The following is a 20,909-nucleotide window of genomic DNA, read 5'->3' as shown; positions in this document are numbered from 1 at the left end:
TCGCCGGTCTCCGCCGGCGCCTGTCTTTCCTCTTGCCCCGTCCTCGCGCGAGTGGCGCGACGCCGGCTCGTGCTGCGCCGCACTAGGCCGACACTACGCGATTCGGTACGAACTTTGCGCGTCATTCGAACTCATACAGCACCGCCGGATGTACTAGATTTCTAGAGCGGCAATGTTCCATCGACGGCGTGGCCTCGCGCGGTCCTTGTCCACGCGCTCGAAAAATTCCAACTAGGGAGGCACCGATCGAATGTCGAATCGTCCCGTATCTCCTTTGCGCGCTTGTGTCCGAGCGGCTCTCGCATCCGCGCTCGCCGCGTTGACGTTGCCCGCCTGGGCGGCGCTCGGCGGCGCACCGATCAACACCCCCGCCGATGCCATAACGACCGCCATAGCGGCGCCCGTGGCGCGCGCCGCGTCGACCGCCACGGCGGCCTCGGGCGCGGCCGCTGCGGCTCCATACACCTTACGGACTACTCAGTTTTCGAGCGGCACGACCGTGCGCGAGTACGTCGGCGCGGACGGCAACGTCTTCGCCATCGCCTGGAACGGTCCGTCCATGCCCGATCTACAAGCGCTCCTCGGTACTTACTTCTCGCAGTACGCAAGCGGCGTCAAGGCGCTGCATGCGGCCCGTCGCAGCCGCGGACCGGTCGCCGTCGAGGCATCGGATCTCGTCGTCCATTCGGGCGGACATATGGGCTCCTTCTTCGGGCAGGCGTGGCTCCCCGGCGCGCTGCCCGCGGGCATGACCGGCGCCGACATCAAATAACCGAACGAACAAGGAGAACCATCTTGCGTACTCACAGCAGAGTCGTTCGGGCGCTCGGCGCGCTCGGTCTAGCCGCCTTTGCCTCGCTGCTGGCTGCCTGTGGCGGCGGTGGGGGCGGGAGTAGTTCGACCGGTGGGGCGGGCGGAGGCGGCGCGGCCGCCGCCAATCAGGTGACGGTCACCGTCGCTCAGGGCGTGCAGCGCGTGGCGAACATTCCAACCGTCAGCGTGACGATCTGCAAGCCCGGTTCGAGCGTCTGCCAGACGGTGGACAACGTGCAAGTCGACACCGAGTCGTTCGGCTTGCGGCTGGCCAGTTCGGCGATGAGCCAAGTGCTGGGATCGTTGCCGCAGGAGACGGTCGCCGGCGTGCCGATCGCCGAATGCACCGGGTTTGCCGATGGCCACACCTGGGGCAGCGTGCGCACGGCCGATGTGAAGATCGGTGGGGAAACGGCGGCCAGCTTGCCGATCCAGGTGATCGGCGACTTGTCGCCGAGCGCCGTCGTGACCGGCGGCTGCGCCTCGGGCGTGCTGGAACTGACGCCCGCCGACCTAAGCGCGAACGGGATTCTCGGTATCGGCGTGGCAACGAGCGATTGCGGAACGCGATGCGCCGTCGCGCCGGTGAGCGGCAGCGATTATTACGCGTGCCCCGGCAACACCAACTGCGCGCAGACACTCGTGCCGATCTCGCAGCAAGTCACCAATCCCGTGCCGAAGTTCGCCTCCGACAACAACGGCGTCATGTTGTCGATGCCGGCCATCGGTCCGAGCGGCCAGGCGACGGTCACGGGAACCCTCACGTTCGGCATCGGCACGCAATCGAACAATGCCATGCCGGGCACGGTGACGAAGCTGACGACGAACCCGTTCGGCGACGTCAACGCGACTTTTGCCGGCAGTGCGACCACGGCGTTCTTCGACTCGGGATCGAACGCGTATTTCTTTACGGACAGCACACTGCCGATTTGCTCGGGCTCCGCCTCGTCGTTCTACTGCCCGGCCTCGACCGTGACGCGCACCGTGAACGTCGCGAACTATAACGCCGCCGCTTCGGGGGCGCCAGGCGGTCTTCCCATAGCGATGGCGGTCGGCAACGCGCAGACGTTGCTCTCCAACGGCAACTTCGGCCTCAACGACCTCGCCGGCGATCTCGGCGCGGGGCAGCAGTTCGTCGACATCGGCATGCCGTTCTTCTACGGCCATAACGTCTATTACGGGCTCGACCAGTCCGGTTCCGGCGGTCCCGGGCCGTTCGTCGCTTTCTGAACGAAGCACGGCCCCGGAGGATTCGGGGCCGGATCGCTCGAATCTTCCTTCGTTTGATCCCTCTACGCGGAGCGCCGCCGACGCGGCGCTCGCTCGATTTGGCGGGCTCGATCGCCGCCCGTCGCCCGCGCGCCCGGCCGGGGCCCCGATCAGTCGAAATGCACCCGTTTCCCCCGCCTTATCCGTCGATCGTCCATTGACCCATCCAGGAATAATCGCTCTCACTGGATAACGGCATGCCGCCGTTTTTCTTGCGGAGAAATTTCCTGTGGCAGAGGACAGCGACCTCGACAAAACCGAAGCAGCAACCCCCAGGCGCCTGGAAAAGGCGCGCTCGGAAGGGCAGGTCGCGCGCTCTCGGGAGTTGGCGACGTTCGCTTTGCTGGCCGCGGGTTTCTTCGGCGTCTGGGGCCTGTCCGGTCCGATCGGGATGCATCTGCAGCATTTGATGCGCGGCGCGTTCACGTTCGACCACGCCACGCTGCGCGACACGAATCGTATGTTGATCGGCGCCGCCAACGCGGGCCGCGAAGGCTTCATGGCCGTGATGCCGATTCTCGCCTTGACCGGCCTGGCGGCGGTCGTCGCCCCGATGGCGCTCGGCGGCTGGCTGCTCTCGCCGAAAGTGTTCGAGGTGAAGCTAGAGCGCCTGAATCCGGTTGCCGGCATCGGCCGCATGTTTTCGATCAACGGCGTGATCCAGCTCGGCATGTCGCTCGCCAAGACGCTGCTCGTCGGAGTGATCGGCGGCGCGGCCATGTGGCAGCGCAAGGATCAGATCCTCGGGCTCGCCGGTGAACCGCTCATGCGGGCGCTCGGACACGGCATGTCCATCGTCGCCGTCTGCTGCGCGACGACCGTGGCGGGCATGTTTCTGATCGCCGCATTCGATGTTCCTTATCAACTTTGGCAGTACCACAAGAAGCTGCGCATGACGAAGGAAGAAGTGAAGCGCGAACACCGCGAAAGCGAAGGCGATCCGCACGTGAAGGGCAAGATTCGCCAGCAGCAGCGCGCCATCGCCCGCCGCCGCATGATGGCCGCCGTGCCCAAGGCCGACGTCGTCGTGACGAACCCGACTCACTATGCCGTTGCGCTGCAATACGCCGATGGCGAAATGGGCGCGCCGAAGGTCGTGGCCAAGGGCGTGAACCTCGTCGCTGCCCGGATCCGCGAAATCGCGACCGAAAACAACGTGGCGCTGCTCGAGGCGCCGCCGCTGGCTCGCGCGCTTTACCACAACGTCGAATTGAACCGGGAAATCCCGGGCACGCTGTACAACGCGGTGGCAGAAGTGCTGGCCTGGGTCTATCAACTGCGCAAGTTCCGCGAGGAAGGCGGCGACGTTCCGGCTGCGCCGACCGAACTGGAGGTACCGCCCGAGATGGACAAGAAGGGCCCGATTTCCGAGGCCGACGAACGCGAAGAAGCCGACGAAGCGCTCGGCGACGCAAATGAAGGAGCATCGGCATGAACGCGCGCGTCGGAAGTCTTTTCGGCAAGGGGCAAGTACTGAGCGGCACGAACCTGCGCGCGCTGTCGGGTCCGATCCTGATCTGCATGATCCTCGGCATGATGATTCTGCCGTTGCCGCCGTTCCTGCTCGATCTGCTGTTCACGTTCAACATCGCGCTGTCGGTGATGGTGCTGCTCGTCAGCATGTACACGCAAAAGCCGCTCGATTTCGCGGCGTTCCCGGCCGTGCTGCTGTTCTCGACGCTGCTGCGCCTGTCGCTGAACGTCGCCTCGACCCGCGTCGTGCTGCTCGAAGGCCACACCGGCCCCGGCGCGGCGGGCCAGGTCATCGAATCGTTCGGGCACTTCCTCGTGGGCGGCAACTTCGCCGTCGGTATCGTCGTGTTCGTGATTTTGATGGTCATCAACTTCATGGTGATCACGAAGGGCGCGGGCCGTATCGCCGAAGTGGCCGCGCGCTTCACGCTCGATGCGATGCCGGGCAAGCAGATGGCCATCGATGCCGACCTGAACGCGGGCCTCATCGACGAAGCCGGTGCGCGCAAGCGCCGCCAGTCCGTATCGCAGGAAGCCGAGTTCTACGGCGCGATGGACGGTGCCTCGAAGTTCGTGCGCGGCGATGCGATCGCGGGCCTCATTATCATGGTCGTGAACGTGCTCGGCGGGTTGATCGTGGGCGTCGTGCAGCACGGCATGGACTTCGGCTCGGCCGGCAAGACCTATACGCTGCTCACGATCGGTGACGGCCTCGTCGCGCAGATCCCCTCGCTCGTGATCTCGACTGCGGCCGGCGTGATCGTCTCGCGTGTGGCGACCGACGAGGACATCGGCACGCAACTGACGGGGCAACTCTTCACGAACCCGCGCGTGCTGATCATCACCGGCACGATCATCGCGGTAATGGGCCTGATCCCCAACATGCCGCACTTCGCCTTCCTGCTGCTCGGCGGCGGTGCGATACAGCTCGGCCGCACGATGAAAAAGCGTGCCGAAGCCGCCAAGACCGGCGCCTCGCTCGTCGATGTCGCGCCGGCCGTCACGGCTCCGGCAGAGAACAACGAAGCAAGCTGGGACGACGTCACGCTCATCGATACGCTGGGCCTCGAAGTGGGCTATCGCCTGATCCCGCTCGTCGACAAGAACACCGACGGCGAATTGCTCAAGCGCATCAAGAGCATCCGCAAGAAGTTCGCGCAGGAAATCGGCTTCTTGCCGCCCGTCATCCATATCCGCGACAACCTCGAGCTGCGCCCGAACGGATACCGCATCGCGCTCAAGGGCGTCGAAGTGGGGGTGGGCGAGGCCTACCCGGGCCAATGGCTCGCGATCAACCCGGGCCAAGTCTCGGCCGCCTTGCCGGGCCAGCCCACGCAAGATCCGGCGTTCGGTCTGCCGGCCATCTGGATCGATACGAATTTGCGCGAGCAAGCGCAGGTGTACGGCTACACGGTGGTCGATGCGAGCACGGTCGTGGCGACGCACTTGAACCATCTCGTCGTGCAGCACGCCGCCGAATTGCTCGGCCGCCAGGAAGTGCAGGCGCTGATCACGCGCACCGCCAAGGACGCACCCTCGCTCGTGGAAGACCTCGTGCCGAAGACGCTGCCGCTCACGACGCTGCAAAAGGTCCTGCAAAACTTGCTCGAGGAAGGCGTGCCGATTCGCGACATGCGTACGATCCTCGAGGCGCTCTCCGAGCACGCCGGCAAGGTGACCGACGCGCACGATCTGACCGCTTGCGTGCGCCTGGCCCTGGGCCGCGCGATCACGCAGCAGTGGTACCCGGGCGCCAGCGAAATGCAGGTCATGGGTCTCGATTCGAACCTCGAGCGCGTGCTGTCGCAAGCGCTCGCGACGGGTGCGAACCCCGGGCTCGAGCCCGGCCTCGCACACACGCTTCTGACGGCGACGCAAAAGGCGATCAACCGTCAACAAAATGCCGGGCTGCCTCCGGTGCTGCTCGTGCAGCACGCGCTGCGCGCGATGCTTGCGCGATTTCTGCGCCGCAGCCTGCCTCAATTGAAAGTGCTCTCGTACGCCGAAGTGCCCGAGACCCGCACGATCAAAGTCGTTAACCTCATCGGGGGTCTAGCTTGAACATTCGTAAATTCATCGGCGCGACGAGCCGCGACGCGCTGCGTCTCGTACGCGAGGCCCTCGGAGCGGACGCGGTCGTGTTGTCGAACCGGACCAATGACGACGGCAGCGTGGAAATCGTCGCGCTCGCAGATACCGATTTCGCGCAGATCACCCCCGATGCCGGCGACACGGCTTCGATGGGCACGCCGCCCGGCCTGCCATCGCCGTCGACCAATCCCTACGCGGCACCTAGTGCCATGCAGCCGGCCCCCTCGTATGCGAGCGCGGCGCCGGGCGCAATGGCCTCGAATCCTTATGCGAACGGGATGCCGGACGTGTTTTCCGCCGTGTTCGGCGCGAGCCCCGAAGTGGGCGCGGCCGCATCGGACGAAAGCCGCGCCCCGCTGACCGACGCCGCCTCGATCGCGGCACCGCGTCTGCCCGAGCGCGAACGCGCGAACTTCGCCGCGCGCGCGGCCGCGCCGAATATGCCGGCGGCAACGAACGCGCCCGGCGGCTCGGCCGCGAGCGCCGCCGACGCGCAAGCATCGCTGACGATGGCGGAGACGAATCCCTGGCTGATCGATCATGCGCGCCGGATCGCCGCGCAAAACGAGCGCGCCGCCCATAGCTCGCGCGCGCATTCGATGACGCCCGCCGCGGCGGCCGCCAAGGGTCTCGGCGCAGCGGGCCGCGTGCTCGCGGACGAAGAACTCGATGCGGCTCAGTTGCCCGATTGGGCCCATGAAGCCGCCCGCGTCGCGGCGCGCCGCGCGGTGCCGCGCGTGAAGCCGGCCTTCGAAGGCGCGAGCGAGCAAGAGGCGCAAGCGATGGCCGACGCCGTGCGCTCGCGCGTCGAGGAAATCGTCAACCAAACGGTGATGAGCGAGTTGTCCGCGATGCGCGGCATGATGGAAGAGCAGTTCGCCGGCTTGATGTGGGGTGAGCGCCAACGCCGCAGCCCCGTCAACGGCGAAGTCACGAAAGCGCTGTTCTCGGCGGGTTTTTCCGCGCAACTCGTACGGATGGTCGTCGAGCATATGCCCGAAGTCGAGAGCCTCGATGCGGGTATGGACTGGGTGAACCAGGTGCTCGCCTCGAACCTGCCCGTGCTCGAAAACGAAGACGAATTGATGGAACGCGGCGGCGTGTTCGCGCTGATGGGCCCGACGGGCGTCGGCAAGACCACGACGACAGCCAAGCTCGCCGCGCGCTGCGTGATGCGCTTCGGCGCGAGCAAGGTCGCGTTGCTCACGACCGACAGCTACCGGATCGGCGGCCACGAGCAACTGCGCATCTTCGGCAAGATCCTCGGCGTGTCGGTGCATGCCGTGAAAGACGCGGCCGATCTGCAACTGGCGCTCGCCGAGCTGCGCAACAAACACATCGTGCTGATCGACACGATCGGCATGAGCCAGCGCGATCGCACCGTGTCGGATCAAATCGCGATGCTGTGCGGCGCGGGTCAACCGGTCCAGCGGCTGCTGCTGCTGAACGCGACGAGCCACGGCGACACGCTCAACGAAGTCGTGCAGGCCTATCGCAGCGCGCCGGGGCAACCCGAGCTGGCCGGCTGCATCCTGACCAAGCTCGACGAGGCGACGAACCTCGGCGGCGTGTTGGATACGGTCATCCGCTACAAGCTGCCCGTGCATTACGTCTCGACGGGGCAGAAGGTGCCCGAGAACTTGTACGTCGCCACGAAGAAGTTTTTGATCAAGAGCGCGTTTTGCATCCCGCGCGACGGCTCGCCGTTCGTGCCGCACGACGACGATATTCCCGCCTTGCTCTCGGCGCTGTCGAGCCGCTCGAGCGCCGAACTTCACGAGGTTCGCTTTGGGTAAACAAGTCACCGATCAGGCAGAAGGGCTGCGCCGGCTGCTCGCGAAGAGCGGTTCGCGCGTGGTGGCCGTCACCGGCGGCCCCGTGGGCGTCGGCTGTACTTCGACGGTCGTGAATCTGGCGGCCGCGCTGGCGGCGCTCGGCAAGGACGTGCTCGTCATCGACGAACGCCTCGGCAGCCGTTCGGTGTCGACGATGCTGGGCGGCGTGCATGGCGCGGGTTCGCTGCGCGCGTTGATGGACGGCGAAATTGGGCTAGACCAGGCGTGCGCCCGTCATGAGTTGGGGTTTTCGGTGCTCGCCGCTTCGCGCGAGAACTGCGCGGGCTACAGCGCGGCGCAACTGGGATTGTTGCTGTCGGGACCGGCCGACGTGGTGCTCGTCGATGCGCGGCTCGACCGCCAAGGCGCGCTCTCGCCGCTCGCGTGCCAAGCGCACGACGTGATGATCGTCACGCGCGTGGCGGCCAGCGCGATCACCGAGGCCTATGCGTGCATGAAGCGCTTGCACTTCGAACATGCGATCGCGCAGTTTCGCGTGCTCGTCAATCACGTATCGAGCCTCGCCGATGCGCACACGACGTTCGAGAACCTCGCCGAAGTGGCGGCGCGCTATCTGACCGTGTCGATCGAGGATGCCGGCTGCGTGACGGCCGATCCGCTGATGGAGCGGTCGCTGGAATTGGGGCGGTGCGTCGTCGATGCATTCCCGTCGGCTCAGTCGGCGCGGGATTTTCGGCACGTTGCCGCGGAAATGCTGTATTGGCCGATGCGCCCGGCGATGTATGCGCCGCGCGCCGAAGTCACGGTGCGCTCGGCTGTGCCGGCGTCGGCGCTCGCCGACGCGGGCGTTGCCGAACGCCAACATGCTTGAAACGTTAGGGACAAGGAGAAGGGGGCCCTCGATGTACAACGCTCAGGGGAAAATGTCCCAGACGGATGTATTGACGCAATACGCGCCGCTCGTGCGCAGATTGGGTTTGCAGCTCGTGGCGAAAATGCCGGCGAGCGTCGATTTGGACGACTTGATTCAGGCCGGCATGATCGGCTTGCTCGATGCGGCGAGCCGCTACAAGGAAGATCAAGGCGCGCAGTTCGAAACGTATGCTAGCCAGCGCATTCGCGGCGCGATGCTCGATGAGCTGCGCAACAACGACTGGTTGCCGCGCAGCTTGCGCAAGACGTCGCGCGAAGTGGAATCGGCCGTGCACCATGTCGAGCAGCGGCTCGGCCGGTCCGCGAGCGAGACCGAAGTCGCCGATCATCTGGAGATGCCGCTCGAGTCTTACCAGTCGATGCTGCAAGATCTGCACGGCAGTCAGCTCATCTATTACGAAGACTTCGATCGTTCCGCCGACGACGAGCCGTTCCTCGACCGCTACTGCGTCGATCACGCGGATCCGCTTTCGGCGCTGCTCGACGAGAGCTTGCGCGCGGCGCTGGTGGAGGCCATCGAGAAGCTGCCGGAACGCGAGAAGCTGCTGATGTCGCTGTACTACGAGCGCGGGATGAATCTGCGCGAGATCGGCGCGGTGATGGAAGTGAGTGAATCGCGCGTTTGCCAGCTACACAGCCAGGCCGTTGCCCGGCTGCGTGCGAAGCTGCGCGAAATGGCCTGGGCGAGCGTCGACTGATTTTGCCGCGGTCATTTCGAAGTTTCCGGCGGCGGCCTACGCCCGCCCGCTCCACACGCCAGGCATGAAAGCGATCGACCCGCGTTTGACGTATCCGCCGCGCACGTCCGATCGAGCCTCGCGTTAAGATCTCCCGCATTGCCGCTTCGTTCGAGAAGCCGGTGCCGCCGCGGGAGCATTGCATGCCTGTTACGGGCTTTAGTCACTACAACCTACGCGCCGATCGAGCGACGCTCGAGCGCTTGCGCGATTTCTATATCGACGTGGTCGGCTTGCAAGCCGGGCCGCGTCCGCCGTTTAGCAGTTTCGGTTATTGGCTCTATATCGGCGAGCGAGCCGTGCTGCATTTGTCCGAGGCGAGGCCGCTGGAGCGGCGCGCGCCGCAAGGCAGCGGTACGTTCGATCATGTTGCCTTCGAGTGTACGGACTTGCCCGGTTTCGAGACCCGTTTGCGCTCGCTCGGCGTCGATTTCCGGCGCGGTCATGTTCCGGTGCTCGATCAATGGCAGCTTTTCTTCGTCGATCCGGCCGGTAACGGCGTCGAGTTGAACTTCGCCGGTACGGAGGGACGATAGCCGATGAGTCCCCTTGCCGAGAACGCCGCGCTCGTCGTCATCGACATGCAAAACGGCATCAACCGGCCGACGCTCGGCCGGCGCAACAATCCCGCCGCCGAACAGAACATCGAAGCCTTATTGACCGCCTGGCGCGCAACGCGCAGGCCGGTCGTGCACGTCCGTCATATGTCCCGCTCACCTGAGTCGATCTTTTGGCCCGGTCAAAGCGGCGCCGAGTTTCAGCCTCGGTTTTCGCCACTGGCGCATGAGCATGTCGTCGAAAAGAACGTCCCGGATGCTTTTGCGGCAACGGGGCTCGAACGATGGCTGCGGGTGCGGGGTATCGGTCAGCTAGTGATCGCAGGCGTGATCACGAACAACTCCGTCGAAGCGACGGCGCGCAGCGCGGGGAATTCGGGTTTCGAGACGATCGTGGCGTCGGACGCAGCCTTCACCTTCGATCTGCGCGACCTGAGCGGGCGGCTCTGGCCGGCCGAGGACGTGCACGCACTGTCATTGGCGAATCTTGCGATGGATTATGCGGTGGTGCGGACGACGGAGGAGATCGTGGGGGCGGCGGCCCGTTAACGTGCGTTGGTCGACGTGTGCGTTAGCCGGAGCTTCCGGGCGCAATATCGTTTTCCCGGCATGTCTGGAGGAACGCGGCTAGGGATTTCGCTCCCTCTGCTTGTAGAGAGACGAGGTCGGGAGCATAAAATTCGGCGCCACCGTTTAGACCGATAAACTCGCCCCTCAACAACTTTGTATCGGGATCGTAGCTCACTACTGCGCGCAGGTCGCCTATGGTCAAGAGATTCATGGTTTCGCCCCATTCGACTCGAGCCATGTATAGATGACGGCTACTTCACTGCTGTCGGGGTGCGGCTACGAGACCGGCAATGATAGAGCCGATGGCCGCATGACACGCGGGTTCTAAAAAAACATCGGACGCCCAGAAGCGTCCGATATCTTTCCGTCCTACCTAAAGCGAGTCGACTCAAACGGTCGCCATGCGCCCATCCGGCCCGTACACGCTGGCCGTCTGACGCGAACCACCGCCGCGCAGGATCGCCAGCGCGCTCTGGTTGTAATTCATCCGAATGCGGATCATCAGGCCGTTCGTCGCGTTCGCGCGGCGCGCGCGCTGCACGACGTCCTGCAAAAGCTTCCACTGCTTGGCAAGCCGCGGATCGTCGGCGATCGCGAGCTCCATGCCTTTCCAGCCGGCGGGCATCCCCATCTGACGCAACTGCTCGTCGCGCGTCTTCTCGAGCGACGCGAGCTTTTCGGTCAGTTCGGTTTTTTTCTCGACGATGCCGGGCAGCGTCTCGAGCGGCGATACCGCGGCGAGCGCTTTCTCCTCGTACATCAACAAGGACGCGAACGCTTCGAGCGTCGCGTGTTCTTCGGTCACGGTGGCAAGTAGGGCGTCTCTCATCTCATCCGCCAAAAACTCAGGGGCGCGTGCGCGCGTTCAAACAAAGCCGAACCAGCGCACACGACAACCCAATACCGCCGTGTTCAGCCGCCAGTCGACTGATTTTTCAACAGTTCGCGAGCCGTCGCGAGAATACCGTCCGCGATCTTGCCCGCATCCATCGTCAACGTACCGTCGGCGATCGCCTGCTTGATCGACTCGACGTGCGCGACGTCGATGTCGGCCTCGCCCGACGCGGCGAGCGAACGCAATTGCGACGACAGCCCCGATAGGCTGACATTGGAATCCCCGCCGGCGCTTTGAGCCGGCGCGGTATTGCCGCCCGTCGGCGCGGCGCTGGCCGTGGCTTGGCCGCCTTGACGGGCACCCTGCACTCCGCCCTTGGGCGAAGTCAGGTTCGAAGTGGAGGTGGAATCGACTTTCACGATGGCTTCCCGAACGATTTCGATTTGAGTGTGATAACGGCGACACTCGACGAAACTTTAGCGCAATCAGGAAGAACACCTGTCGACGCCGGCCGCGCTTTTGGGGTCGATCCACCCGGCGCCTCCACGCGCCGGACCTCTCGGCCCAAAACGGCCCGGTCAGCCCGTCACATCTGGACCTGCACGGTCGCGCCATCCACGACCGTACCGGAAATGATCTGTCCCCCAGCCATCTTGACCCGCACCTGCTGTCCCGGCGACGCATTGTTCATGACGCTGCCTTCCGACGAAATCGAAAAACCCGCGCCTTGCGCGACGACCTTGACCGTTTGGCCGATCGTTACCGCGCTGGCGCTCTTGAGTAAGTCTTGACGCAGCGGCGTTCCGGCGCCGATCCGCACGATGGCCGTGGAGCCGACCGCCTGCGAGGGATCCGTCACGATCGCGCGCGGCAGATTCGACAGGTCGCCGTTGCGGGCGAGGAGGTCTTGGGCCGTGATGACGCTGCCCGGATCGATTTGGCGGGCCGCCAGATAGTAGGTTGCCTCGATGGCGATGCGCGCTTGCAAATAAAGCGTCCACGGCTTCGCGCCGGCGCAGCGCACGCCGACCGAGGTCGTGCCCCACAGGCGCGCGCCCGTCGGCATGAACGGCTCGAGCGTCGTACAGGCGGCCAGCCCGCGCGGGAAGCTGGGCGCCACGGTGATATTGATCTTGCCCGGCAGTCCGACCGTTTGCTGTTGCAAAAAGGCGAGCGCGGCGCGCCGGATCGTTTCGCCGTCTTCTTGGCCGGCCGGTGCGTTCGACGCGGGCTCAACCACCGCGGCCGTTTGGGCTGCCGGCGGCTGGGTCGCGGCGCCGGCGCTGGCCGAGGGATTCGCTACGGCGGCGTTCAAGCGGGTGTTGGCCGGCTTTGCCGGCTGCTCGACCGCGATCGGCTGGACTGAGCGAATGGCGCGTTGCGGCGCCGTGACGACGACCGGCATGGCCTGGCCCGCCGCGGGCATCGTTGACGGCCGTGGCTGCGCGGCGGCACGGGGCAAGGCGGGGACGGAAGGGGGCGCGGCTGCGGCATTTGCCTCGCCGGCCCCCGGAATCACGATCATGCCATTCGGTGCCGCGCCGGCCGTTGCCGCGCCGGCCGTTGCCGCGGCGGCGGGAGCCCGCGCTTCGCCGGGGCCCGGGATCGAAATCATCGTCCCGCTGGGCGCGCTCGCATGCGATTCGCCCGGGCCGGGAATATAGATCTGTCCGCTCGCGCCCGCGCTTTGCGCCTGCGCGGCGCCGAAGGGCGCGAAAGCCGCGGCCAGCAGCAAGCCGGCCGCCGCGCGCGCGAGGCGCGCATGCCGCTGCCCGAGGGCGCGCGGGCCAAGGCGGCGCGCTGGATCGGAAACGGCGGACACGGACATCGATTTCTCCATCGGAACAATTCGAACGACGAATCGAATTCTAGGGCTCGCGCGAGGTGCGCAAACGTTGAATAGAGGGCGGCTTCCCTGGTTATTCGTCCGATTGGCTCTTGCCTGCCGCCCCTAAGATGCACGTCATGCAAAAAAGCCTTCGCGGCGCACCTTGTCCCGAACCAGGGTGAGGCCGAGAAGCGGCACCAAGCGGCCGACGCTTGAGTTACGGAGAAACCCGATGCTGGACAAACTCGATGCCGAATTTGCCTTCGGCCGCGAGGCGCTCGATGTACGCGCCTATCGGCAGGAGCTGCTCTCGTCGAACATCGCCAACGCCAATACGCCCGGCTACAAAGCGCGCGACGTGAATTTCGGCGCGTCGCTCGCCGTCGCCTTGAAGCGCACCGGCGCGGCGCAAGGCTCGAGCGCGGTGGCCAGCTCGGGCGCGGTGGCCAGCTCGGGCGCGGCACCGCTGCCGATGGCCCAGCCGGCCGGCGTGACGAGCGGCATGACGATGGTCTCCACCGAGCGCGGTCATATGACGGGCAACGTGCAGCTCATCCCGACGGGCGGTCAAACGCAGGATTACGGCACGCTCGCCTACCGGATCCCGACCCAGCCCTCGCTCGACGGCAACACCGTCGATCTCGACGCCGAACGCGTGCAATTTGCCGACAACACCGTGCATTACCAGTCGGGCATGACCGCGATGACGCAAGAGATCAAGCAGATGCTCGCCGCGATCACCTCGGGCGGCTGAGCGATCCGCGCCCCCTAATGTTTTTGTTTACACGTTTTCGAACCGTTCAAGCGTCAATCGAAAGAGGCAACTGAAGCCATGGCATTGATGAACATTTTCACCGTCGCGGGCTCGGCGCTGTCAGCCGAATCCGAACGGCTCAACGTGACCGCGTCCAATTTGGCGAACGCGAACAGCACGACGGGCCCGGACGGGCAACCGTACCGCGCCAAGCAAGTCGTTTTCGGGGTCAAGCCCGTGGGCGGCGCGAAGACCGCGAGCGGCCAGCAAGTGGGCGGCGTGCAGGTGACGAACGTCATCGACGATCCCACGCCGATGAAAACCACCTACGACCCGAGCAACCCCGCGGCGGACGCGGACGGCTACGTGAAGATGCCGAACGTCGATCCGGTGCAGGAAATGGTGAACATGATCTCGGCCTCGCGCTCGTACCAAGCCAACGTCGAAACGCTGAACACCGCCAAGAACCTGATGCTTAAAACCCTGACGATCGGTACCTGAGGAGATTTTTCGTGACGTCATCCAATACGACCATCGGCAGCGGCGGCACCGTTTCGCAGCAACTGCTCGATACCATCAACGGCACTTCGTCGAATTCGGCGTCGCCGAGCTCGTCGTCTCCCAATTCGCCCAGCTCGTTGCAGACGACCTTCCTGAAGTTGCTCGTGACGCAGTTGCAGAACCAAGACCCGACCAACCCGATGGACAGCACGCAGATGACCTCGCAGCTTGCCCAGATCAACACGGTGACGGGCATCAGCCAACTGAATACGACGCTGGCCTCGCTGGCTTCGCAACTCTCGGCCGGCCAAAGCTCGCAAGCGTCGCTCTTGATCGGGCAGAACGTGCTCGTGCCGGCCGACTCCACGGGCGCGACGACGACGGTGGGCAATGGCGCCTCGACGGGCTTCGGCGTGTCGCTGTCGTCGGCGGTCTCCGATCTGAAGGTCACGGTCAAGGACAGCTCGGGCAACATCGTCAACACGCTCGATCTGGGCGCGCAGCAGGCGGGTACGGTTCCGGTCAACTGGAAGCCGGTGGACTCGTCCGGCAAGACCCTGGCCGACGGCACCTACTCGATTTCGGCCGTCGGCACGGGCAGTAACGGCGCGGCAGCCACGGTCACGGCGCTCACTGGCGCGCAAGTGCAAAGCGTCGTTCAGCAAAGCGACGGCAGCACGGGCCTGAAGCTCAATAACGGCAACACGGTCGGCATGACCAGCGTGTCCGCCATCCTGTAACTGTAACGAACCAACGAATTCATCCGAAGGGAGACCGCTAAATGGGCTACCAACAAGGCTTGAGCGGCTTGTCCGCATCGTCGAACGACCTCGACGTGATCGGCAACAACATCGCCAACTCGAACACCGTCGGCTTCAAGCAAAGCACGGCGCAGTTCGCCGACCTGTACGCGAACACGATCGCGAGTTCGGTCAACGACCAGATCGGTATCGGCACGCAGCTCGCCGGCGTGCAGCAAGATTTCAAGCAAGGCACGTTCACGACGACGGGCCAAGCGCTGAACGTCGCGATCAACGGCACGGGCTTTTACCAGATGTCGAACAACGGCACGCTGACGTATTCGCGTAACGGCGTGTTCCAGCTCGACAAGAACGGCTTCATCACGAACGCGCAAGGCCTGCAATTGATGGGTTACGCGGCGAACGCGAACGGCGTCATCAATTCGGCGCAAACGGTGCCGATCCAGGTGCCGACGACGAACATCGCGCCGATCGCCACGCAAAACATCACGGCTCAGTTGAACCTGAATTCGCAGGATGCCGTTCCCACGGTGACCCCGTTCGTCGCGACGAACTCGCAGACGTTCAACTACTCGACGTCGATCCAGACCTACGATTCGCTCGGCGGCTCGCAGCAGGTCAACATGTACTTCGTGAAGACGGCCGCGAACAACTGGGACGTCTACTCGGGCCCGGCCTCGGGCGCGATCAGCAAAGTGGGCTCGGTCGGCTTCAGCACGTCCGGCGCGCTGACCTCGACGACGGCGACGGCACCGGCCACCTCGCCCGCGACGGGCCAGATCTCGTTCACGATTCCGAACACCGACGGCAGCGCGACGCCGCAGCCGATCACGCTGAACCTCGCCGGCACGACGCAATACGGCGGCTCCGACGGCGTGAACAACCTGAAGCAAGACGGTTTCGCCTCGGGCCAGCTCACGAACTTCTCGATCGGCGCGGACGGCACGATTTCGGGCACGTACTCGAACGGCCGCACGCAATCGCTCGGCCAAATCGTGCTCGCGAACTTCAACAACCCGAACGGGCTGCAAAACCTCGGCGGCAACGAGTACGCGGAAACGTCGGCTTCGGGCGTGCCGCAAATCTCGGCCCCCGGCAGCACGAATCACGGCACGCTCACGGGCGGCTCGGTGGAAAACTCGAACGTCGATCTGACGAGCCAGCTCGTCGATCTGATCACGGCGCAGCGCAACTACCAAGCGAACGCGCAGACGATCAAGACGCAGCAGACCGTCGACCAAACGCTGATCAACCTGTAAGCGCGCGAAACCGTCAGCACCGCAGAACAAGGCGAAGCATGGACCGACTGATCTATACCGCGATGACGGGCGCCTCCGAGGCGCTCGAACAGCAGGCCGTCGTGGCCAACAACTTGGCGAACACGTCGACGACGGGTTTTCGCGCGCAACTCGCGAACTTCCGCAACGTGCCGCTCAGTTTCGGCGACGGCACGACGGTGAACAACGACACGACGCGCACGTTCGCGCTGACGGCGACGCCGAGCTCCGACTTCGCGTCGGGCCCGATCGCACAGACGGGCAACCCGCTCGACGTCGCGATCACCGGTCCCGGCTGGCTGTCCGTGCAAACGGCGGACGGCAACGAGGCTTACACGCGCGCCGGCAATTTGCACACCGACGAAAACGGCCAACTGGTCACGGCGACGAACCAGCCGGTGCTCGGCACGGGCGGCCCGATCTCGATTCCGCCGGGCGCGACCGTGACGATCGGCAGGGACGGCACCGTCTCGGCGCTCGGTGCGGGCGATTCGCCCTCGCAGATCGTCGTGCTCGATCAGCTCAAGCTCGTGAACCCGGATGCGGCCACGATGACGCGCGGCGACGACGGCCTGTTCCGGACCGCCGACGGCCAACCGGCCGACGCGGATCCGACCGTGACCGTGGCGCAAGGCGCGCTCGAGGGCAGCAACGTCAATTCCGTCGCGGCGATGGTCTCGATGATCACGAACGCGCGCCAGTTCCAGATGCAGACGAAGTTGCTGCAGACGGCAGACCAAAACGATCAGACGGCGAACCAACTGCTGTCGTTCACCTGACCGGTACAAGGCTGACGCCTAAACCGGATTGCAATTACCAGGAGATTCACCATGAACCGCTCGCTTTACATCGCCGCCACCGGCATGAACGCGCAGCAGGCGCAGATGGACGTCATCTCGAACAACCTCTCGAACGTGAGCACGACCGGCTTCAAGGGCTCGCGGGCGGTGTTTCAGGACCTCATCTACCAAACCCTGCGCCAACCGGGCGCGAACTCGACACAGCAAACCGAGTTGCCCTCGGGCCTGCAAGTCGGCACCGGCGTGCAGCAAGTCGCGACCGAACGTCTGTACACGCAGGGCAACATGCAGCAGACCGGCAACTCGAAGGACGTCGCCATCAACGGCAACGGCTTCTTCCAAGTGCAGATGCCCGACGGTACGACGGCCTATACGCGCGACGGCTCGTTTCAAACGAACGCGCAAGGCCAGCTCGTGACCTCGAGCGGCTACCAGGTCATGCCGCAGATCACGATTCCGCAAAACGCGACGTCGCTGACGATCGGCACCGACGGCACGGTCAGCATCAAGGTGGCCGGCTCGACGAACAACCAAACGATCGGCACGATCCAGCTCGCCACGTTCATCAACCCGGCCGGCCTCGAGTCGAAGGGCGAGAACTTGATGGAGGAAACGACCTCCTCGGGCGCGCCGAACGTGACGACGCCGGGTCTGAACGGCGCCGGCACGCTCAACCAGGGCTATCTGGAAGCGTCGAACGTGAACGTCGTGCAAGAACTCGTGAACATGATCGAAACGCAGCGCGCGTACGAGATCAACAGTAAGGCGGTCCAGACTTCGGACCAAATGTTGCAGACCTTGAGCCAGATGTCGGTTTAAGGCTCCGGTAGGACTGTAGTCGTACTTTGATGAGCAGGCGGTAGACGAAGATGTTGCAAACGAGTCGAATTCCCTTTCGCGTGCGCGGGTTGCGCGCGGCAGCCACGCTGGCCTATGCGAGTGCGCTCGCAGGGGTGCTGACGGGCACTTTCGCCGGTTGCGCGCAGATCGAGCACCGCCAGCCCATCGTGCAGCAGCCGATGACGGCGGCGCCGCCGGTGCCGCCGCAGTTGCAGCCGCCGGGTTCCATCTACAACCCCGGCTATGCGGGCCATCCGCTGTTCGAAGATCAGCGGCCGCGCAACACGGGCGACATCCTCACGATCGTCATCGCCGAAAACATCAACGCGACCAAATCGTCGGCCGCGGCGGCCGGGCGCAACGGCACCACGAATATGTCGGTGCCGACGGCGGGCTTCTTGAAGGGCTTGTTCAATCACGTCGATCTGAGCGCCTCGGGTGCGAATACGTTCGGCGGCTCGGGCGGCGCGAACGCGTCGAACACGTTCAACGGCACCATCACGGTGACGGTGACGAACGTGCTGCCCAACGGCAACTTGGTCGTGAGCGGCGAGAAGCAAATGCTGATCAACCAAGGCAACGAGTTCGTACGCTTCTCGGGCGTGGTCAATCCGAACACCGTTTCGGGCGCGAACACCGTGCTTTCGACCCAGGTGGCCGATGCGAGAATCGAATACTCGGCCAAGGGGTACATCAACGAAGCGGAAACGATGGGCTGGCTCCAGCGTTTCTTCCTGAACATAGCGCCGTGGTGATCGCGATGACGACTTCGCTCATGCGCGCCCTGCGCAAATTCAGCCGTAGCCTCGCGTTTGCCGCGTTGCCTTTGATGCTCGTATGCGGCGGCCCCGCGCATGCCGAGCGCCTGAAGGATCTCGTTCAGATCCAAGGCGTACGCGATAACCCGCTGATCGGCTATGGTCTCGTCGTCGGCCTCGACGGCACGGGCGACCAAACGACGCAAACGCCGTTCACGACGCAAACGCTCACGAACATGCTGGCTAATCTCGGCATTTCGCTGAATAACGGTCAGGCGGGCGGCGGCAGCTCCGCATCGAACATGCAGCTCAAAAACGTCGCGGCCGTCATGGTCACGGCCACGCTGCCGCCGTTCGAGCGTCCGGGCGAGGCGATCGACGTCACCGTCTCGTCGCTCGGTAACGCCAAGAGCCTGCGCGGCGGCACCCTGCTGCTCACGCCGCTCAAGGGCGCCGACGGGCAAGTCTATGCGCTGGCGCAGGGCAACGTCGCCGTGGGCGGCGCCGGGGCCAGCGCCAACGGCAGCAAGGTACAAGTGAATCAGCTCGCGGCCGGCCGCATCCCGGGCGGCGCTATCGTGGAACGCGCGGTGCCGACGCAAGTCGCGCAAGCGGGCGGCACGGTGCAAATGGAGCTGAACGATATGGACTACGACACGACGCAGCGAATCGTGGCGGCGGTCAACAACGCGTTCGGCGCAGGCACGGCGATGCCGCTCGACGGCCGCACGATCCAACTGCGCGCCCCGATCGATCCGAGTCAGCAAGTCGCCTTCATGGCGCAGCTCGAAAACCTCGACGTGCGTCCGGCGCAGGCGGCCGCGAAGGTCATCCTCAATTCGCGCACCGGCTCGATCGTCATGAATCAGATGGTGACGCTGCAAAGCTGCGCCGTGGCGCACGGCAATCTCTCGGTCGTCGTCAATACGCAAACCGCGGTCAGCCAGCCCGGCGCGTTCTCGAACGGTCAGACGGTGGCGACACAGCAGTCGCAGATTCAACTGAAGCAGGACAACGGCTCGCTCAAGCTCGTGACGGCGGGGGCGAATCTGGCCGACGTGGTCAAGGCGCTGAACGCGCTGGGCGCGACGCCGGCCGACTTGATGTCGATCCTGCAAGGCATGAAGGCCGCGGGCGCGTTGCGCGCGGATCTCGAGATCATTTAAATAAGGTCAAGGTCTCCCGATGAACGCGAACACGACCTATAGCGGCAAAGTCGATACCGGCACCGACGTCTCGCAGCGCTTCGCGCTCGACGTCCAAGGCTTCGACGCGTTGCGCGCCCAGGCGGGCGCCGACCCGCAAAAGGCACTGAAGTCGACGGCCAAGCAGTTCGACGCCGTCTTCATTCAAATGATGCTCAAGAGCATGCGCGATGCGACGCCGGCCGACGGCATCCTCGATTCGAACGACGGCAAGCAGTATCAGTCGATGCTCGACCAGCAGCTCTCGCAGCAGCTTTCGTCCAAAGGCGTCGGCGTGGCCGATGCGCTGATCAAGCAGCTTTCGCGCAACCTCGGCGGCGCGAACGCCGGCGCGGCGGCGGGCGGCGCGGGTTCGCCGGCGGCGCTCGGCAACTTGTTCGGCGGCGGGGCGGCAGGCGCGGCCGGTGGCGGCGACGAGGGCGATGCCGCCATGATGAGCGCGCTGGCCCGCGCTTATTCGAATGCGCAAGCGAACGGTTCGCTCGCCTCGGACAAGGGCTACACGGCTCAGAGCGCGTTGACGCCGCCGCTACGCGGCAAGGGCGATTCGCCGAAGGTCGATGCGTTCGTCGAGAAGATGGCGGCGCCGGCGCAGGCAGCCAGCGCGGCGACGGGTATTCCCGCGCGCTTCATCGTCGGCCAGGCCGCGCTCGAATCGGGCTGGGGCAAGGGCGAGATCAAGAACGCGGACGGCTCGCCGAGCCACAACGTCTTCGGCATCAAGGCCACGAGCGACTGGACCGGCAAGACGGTCTCGACCGTGACGACCGAATACATTCACGGCGTGGCGCACAAGGTCGTCGAGAAATTCCGCGCGTACAGTTCGTACGCCGAGGCGATGACCGACTACGCGAGCATGTTGCGCGACAACCCGCGCTACGCCTCGGTGCTCTCGACCTCGCACGACGCGGCCAGTTTCGCGCACGGCATGCAAAAGGCCGGGTACGCCACGGATCCGCATTACGCGAAAAAGCTGATCTCGATCATGAAGCAAATGGTTTGACCGGCGCCGATCCACGCCGGGACGACGGATATAACACGGGGAGCGCGATAAAGCGCGACGGGGCCAAGCGAGAAATAGACGGTACAAGGCCGGCCGCTCGATCGAGCA

Annotated in this window: 22 protein-coding genes; 18 read left to right on the top strand and 4 right to left on the bottom strand. The window is 64.9% G+C overall.

Annotation, left to right across the window (positions count from 1 at the left end):
• Window positions 1–250: 250 nt before the first annotated feature.
• From DXT59_RS13715 to DXT59_RS13675, 9 genes are all read left to right on the top strand, one after another.
• Window positions 251–772 carry a DUF2844 domain-containing protein gene (locus tag DXT59_RS13715; protein ID WP_116137441.1) on the top strand — a complete coding sequence of 174 codons (522 nt, stop codon included), beginning with the start codon at window positions 251–253 and terminating at the stop codon, window positions 770–772.
• Window positions 773–795: 23 nt separating this feature from the next.
• Window positions 796–2,043, top strand: a complete 1,248-nt coding sequence (locus DXT59_RS13710) for a DUF3443 domain-containing protein (protein ID WP_116137440.1) — start codon at window positions 796–798, stop codon at window positions 2,041–2,043.
• A 268-nt stretch (window positions 2,044–2,311) separates the two neighbouring features.
• On the top strand, window positions 2,312–3,517 hold the full coding sequence (gene flhB / locus DXT59_RS13705) for a flagellar biosynthesis protein FlhB (RefSeq protein WP_116137439.1): 1,206 nt from the start codon (window positions 2,312–2,314) through the stop codon (window positions 3,515–3,517).
• The gene (gene flhA / locus DXT59_RS13700) at window positions 3,514–5,616 is read left to right on the top strand and encodes a flagellar biosynthesis protein FlhA (RefSeq protein ID WP_116137438.1); all 2,103 of its coding nucleotides are present in this window, start codon (window positions 3,514–3,516) and stop codon (window positions 5,614–5,616) included. Before flhB ends, flhA begins: the two co-directional genes overlap by 4 nt.
• A complete protein-coding gene (gene flhF / locus DXT59_RS13695) occupies window positions 5,613–7,442 on the top strand; it encodes a flagellar biosynthesis GTPase FlhF (protein WP_116137437.1) in 1,830 nt (609 codons plus the stop codon). The genes flhA and flhF overlap by 4 nt, the downstream gene beginning before the upstream one ends.
• Window positions 7,435–8,313, top strand: coding sequence for a MinD/ParA family ATP-binding protein (locus DXT59_RS13690; protein WP_116137436.1), 879 nt, complete (start codon window positions 7,435–7,437; stop codon window positions 8,311–8,313). Before flhF ends, DXT59_RS13690 begins: the two co-directional genes overlap by 8 nt.
• A gap of 31 nt (window positions 8,314–8,344) precedes the next feature.
• Window positions 8,345–9,073, top strand: coding sequence for an RNA polymerase sigma factor FliA (locus DXT59_RS13685; protein ID WP_116137435.1), 729 nt, complete (start codon window positions 8,345–8,347; stop codon window positions 9,071–9,073).
• 182 nt (window positions 9,074–9,255) lie between these two features.
• Complete coding sequence (locus DXT59_RS13680) at window positions 9,256–9,648, top strand: VOC family protein (RefSeq protein ID WP_116137434.1); 393 nt, start codon at window positions 9,256–9,258, stop codon at window positions 9,646–9,648.
• 3 nt (window positions 9,649–9,651) lie between these two features.
• On the top strand, window positions 9,652–10,218 hold the full coding sequence (locus DXT59_RS13675; protein ID WP_116137433.1) for a cysteine hydrolase family protein: 567 nt from the start codon (window positions 9,652–9,654) through the stop codon (window positions 10,216–10,218).
• Between the two features lie 22 nt (window positions 10,219–10,240).
• On the opposite strand, the gene DXT59_RS13670 is transcribed toward DXT59_RS13675, so the two are convergent.
• From DXT59_RS13670 to flgA, 4 genes are all read right to left on the bottom strand, one after another.
• Entirely contained in the window at window positions 10,241–10,450 is a 210-nt protein-coding gene (locus DXT59_RS13670; RefSeq protein ID WP_116137432.1) for a type II toxin-antitoxin system HicB family antitoxin, read from the bottom strand.
• A 177-nt stretch (window positions 10,451–10,627) separates the two neighbouring features.
• Window positions 10,628–11,068, bottom strand: a complete 441-nt coding sequence (locus DXT59_RS13665; protein WP_116137431.1) for a flagella synthesis protein FlgN — start codon at window positions 11,066–11,068, stop codon at window positions 10,628–10,630.
• 83 nt (window positions 11,069–11,151) lie between these two features.
• Window positions 11,152–11,493: a flagellar biosynthesis anti-sigma factor FlgM gene (gene flgM / locus DXT59_RS13660; RefSeq protein ID WP_116137430.1), complete on the bottom strand. Its 342-nt coding sequence runs from the start codon at window positions 11,491–11,493 to the stop codon at window positions 11,152–11,154.
• Between the two features lie 167 nt (window positions 11,494–11,660).
• Window positions 11,661–12,902, bottom strand: coding sequence for a flagellar basal body P-ring formation chaperone FlgA (gene flgA / locus DXT59_RS13655; protein WP_116137452.1), 1,242 nt, complete (start codon window positions 12,900–12,902; stop codon window positions 11,661–11,663).
• A 232-nt stretch (window positions 12,903–13,134) separates the two neighbouring features.
• On the opposite strand from flgA, the gene DXT59_RS13650 reads away from it, so the two are divergent.
• From DXT59_RS13650 to flgJ, 9 genes are all read left to right on the top strand, one after another.
• Complete coding sequence (locus tag DXT59_RS13650) at window positions 13,135–13,656, top strand: flagellar basal body protein (protein ID WP_116137429.1); 522 nt, start codon at window positions 13,135–13,137, stop codon at window positions 13,654–13,656.
• A gap of 78 nt (window positions 13,657–13,734) precedes the next feature.
• A complete protein-coding gene (gene flgC / locus DXT59_RS13645) occupies window positions 13,735–14,157 on the top strand; it encodes a flagellar basal body rod protein FlgC (protein WP_205417426.1) in 423 nt (140 codons plus the stop codon).
• A gap of 11 nt (window positions 14,158–14,168) precedes the next feature.
• The gene (locus DXT59_RS13640; RefSeq protein ID WP_116137428.1) at window positions 14,169–14,897 is read left to right on the top strand and encodes a flagellar hook assembly protein FlgD; all 729 of its coding nucleotides are present in this window, start codon (window positions 14,169–14,171) and stop codon (window positions 14,895–14,897) included.
• A gap of 41 nt (window positions 14,898–14,938) precedes the next feature.
• On the top strand, window positions 14,939–16,177 hold the full coding sequence (flgE, locus tag DXT59_RS13635; protein WP_116137427.1) for a flagellar hook protein FlgE: 1,239 nt from the start codon (window positions 14,939–14,941) through the stop codon (window positions 16,175–16,177).
• Between the two features lie 38 nt (window positions 16,178–16,215).
• Window positions 16,216–16,974 carry a flagellar basal-body rod protein FlgF gene (gene flgF / locus DXT59_RS13630; protein WP_116137426.1) on the top strand — a complete coding sequence of 253 codons (759 nt, stop codon included), beginning with the start codon at window positions 16,216–16,218 and terminating at the stop codon, window positions 16,972–16,974.
• Between the two features lie 51 nt (window positions 16,975–17,025).
• Window positions 17,026–17,814 carry a flagellar basal-body rod protein FlgG gene (gene flgG / locus DXT59_RS13625; RefSeq protein WP_116137425.1) on the top strand — a complete coding sequence of 263 codons (789 nt, stop codon included), beginning with the start codon at window positions 17,026–17,028 and terminating at the stop codon, window positions 17,812–17,814.
• A gap of 50 nt (window positions 17,815–17,864) precedes the next feature.
• Complete coding sequence (gene flgH / locus DXT59_RS13620; protein ID WP_116137424.1) at window positions 17,865–18,590, top strand: flagellar basal body L-ring protein FlgH; 726 nt, start codon at window positions 17,865–17,867, stop codon at window positions 18,588–18,590.
• Between the two features lie 5 nt (window positions 18,591–18,595).
• Window positions 18,596–19,759 carry a flagellar basal body P-ring protein FlgI gene (locus tag DXT59_RS13615; RefSeq protein WP_116137450.1) on the top strand — a complete coding sequence of 388 codons (1,164 nt, stop codon included), beginning with the start codon at window positions 18,596–18,598 and terminating at the stop codon, window positions 19,757–19,759.
• A gap of 19 nt (window positions 19,760–19,778) precedes the next feature.
• Window positions 19,779–20,801: a flagellar assembly peptidoglycan hydrolase FlgJ gene (flgJ, locus tag DXT59_RS13610; RefSeq protein WP_116137423.1), complete on the top strand. Its 1,023-nt coding sequence runs from the start codon at window positions 19,779–19,781 to the stop codon at window positions 20,799–20,801.
• The last annotated feature ends 108 nt before the right edge of the window (window positions 20,802–20,909 follow it).

Origin of the sequence: Trinickia diaoshuihuensis (assembly GCF_003390925.1) — a bacterium.
GTDB lineage: Bacteria > Pseudomonadota > Gammaproteobacteria > Burkholderiales > Burkholderiaceae > Trinickia > Trinickia diaoshuihuensis.
The sequence above is the reverse complement of the archived record's forward strand: the minus strand, read 5'-3'. Positions and strand labels throughout refer to the sequence as shown.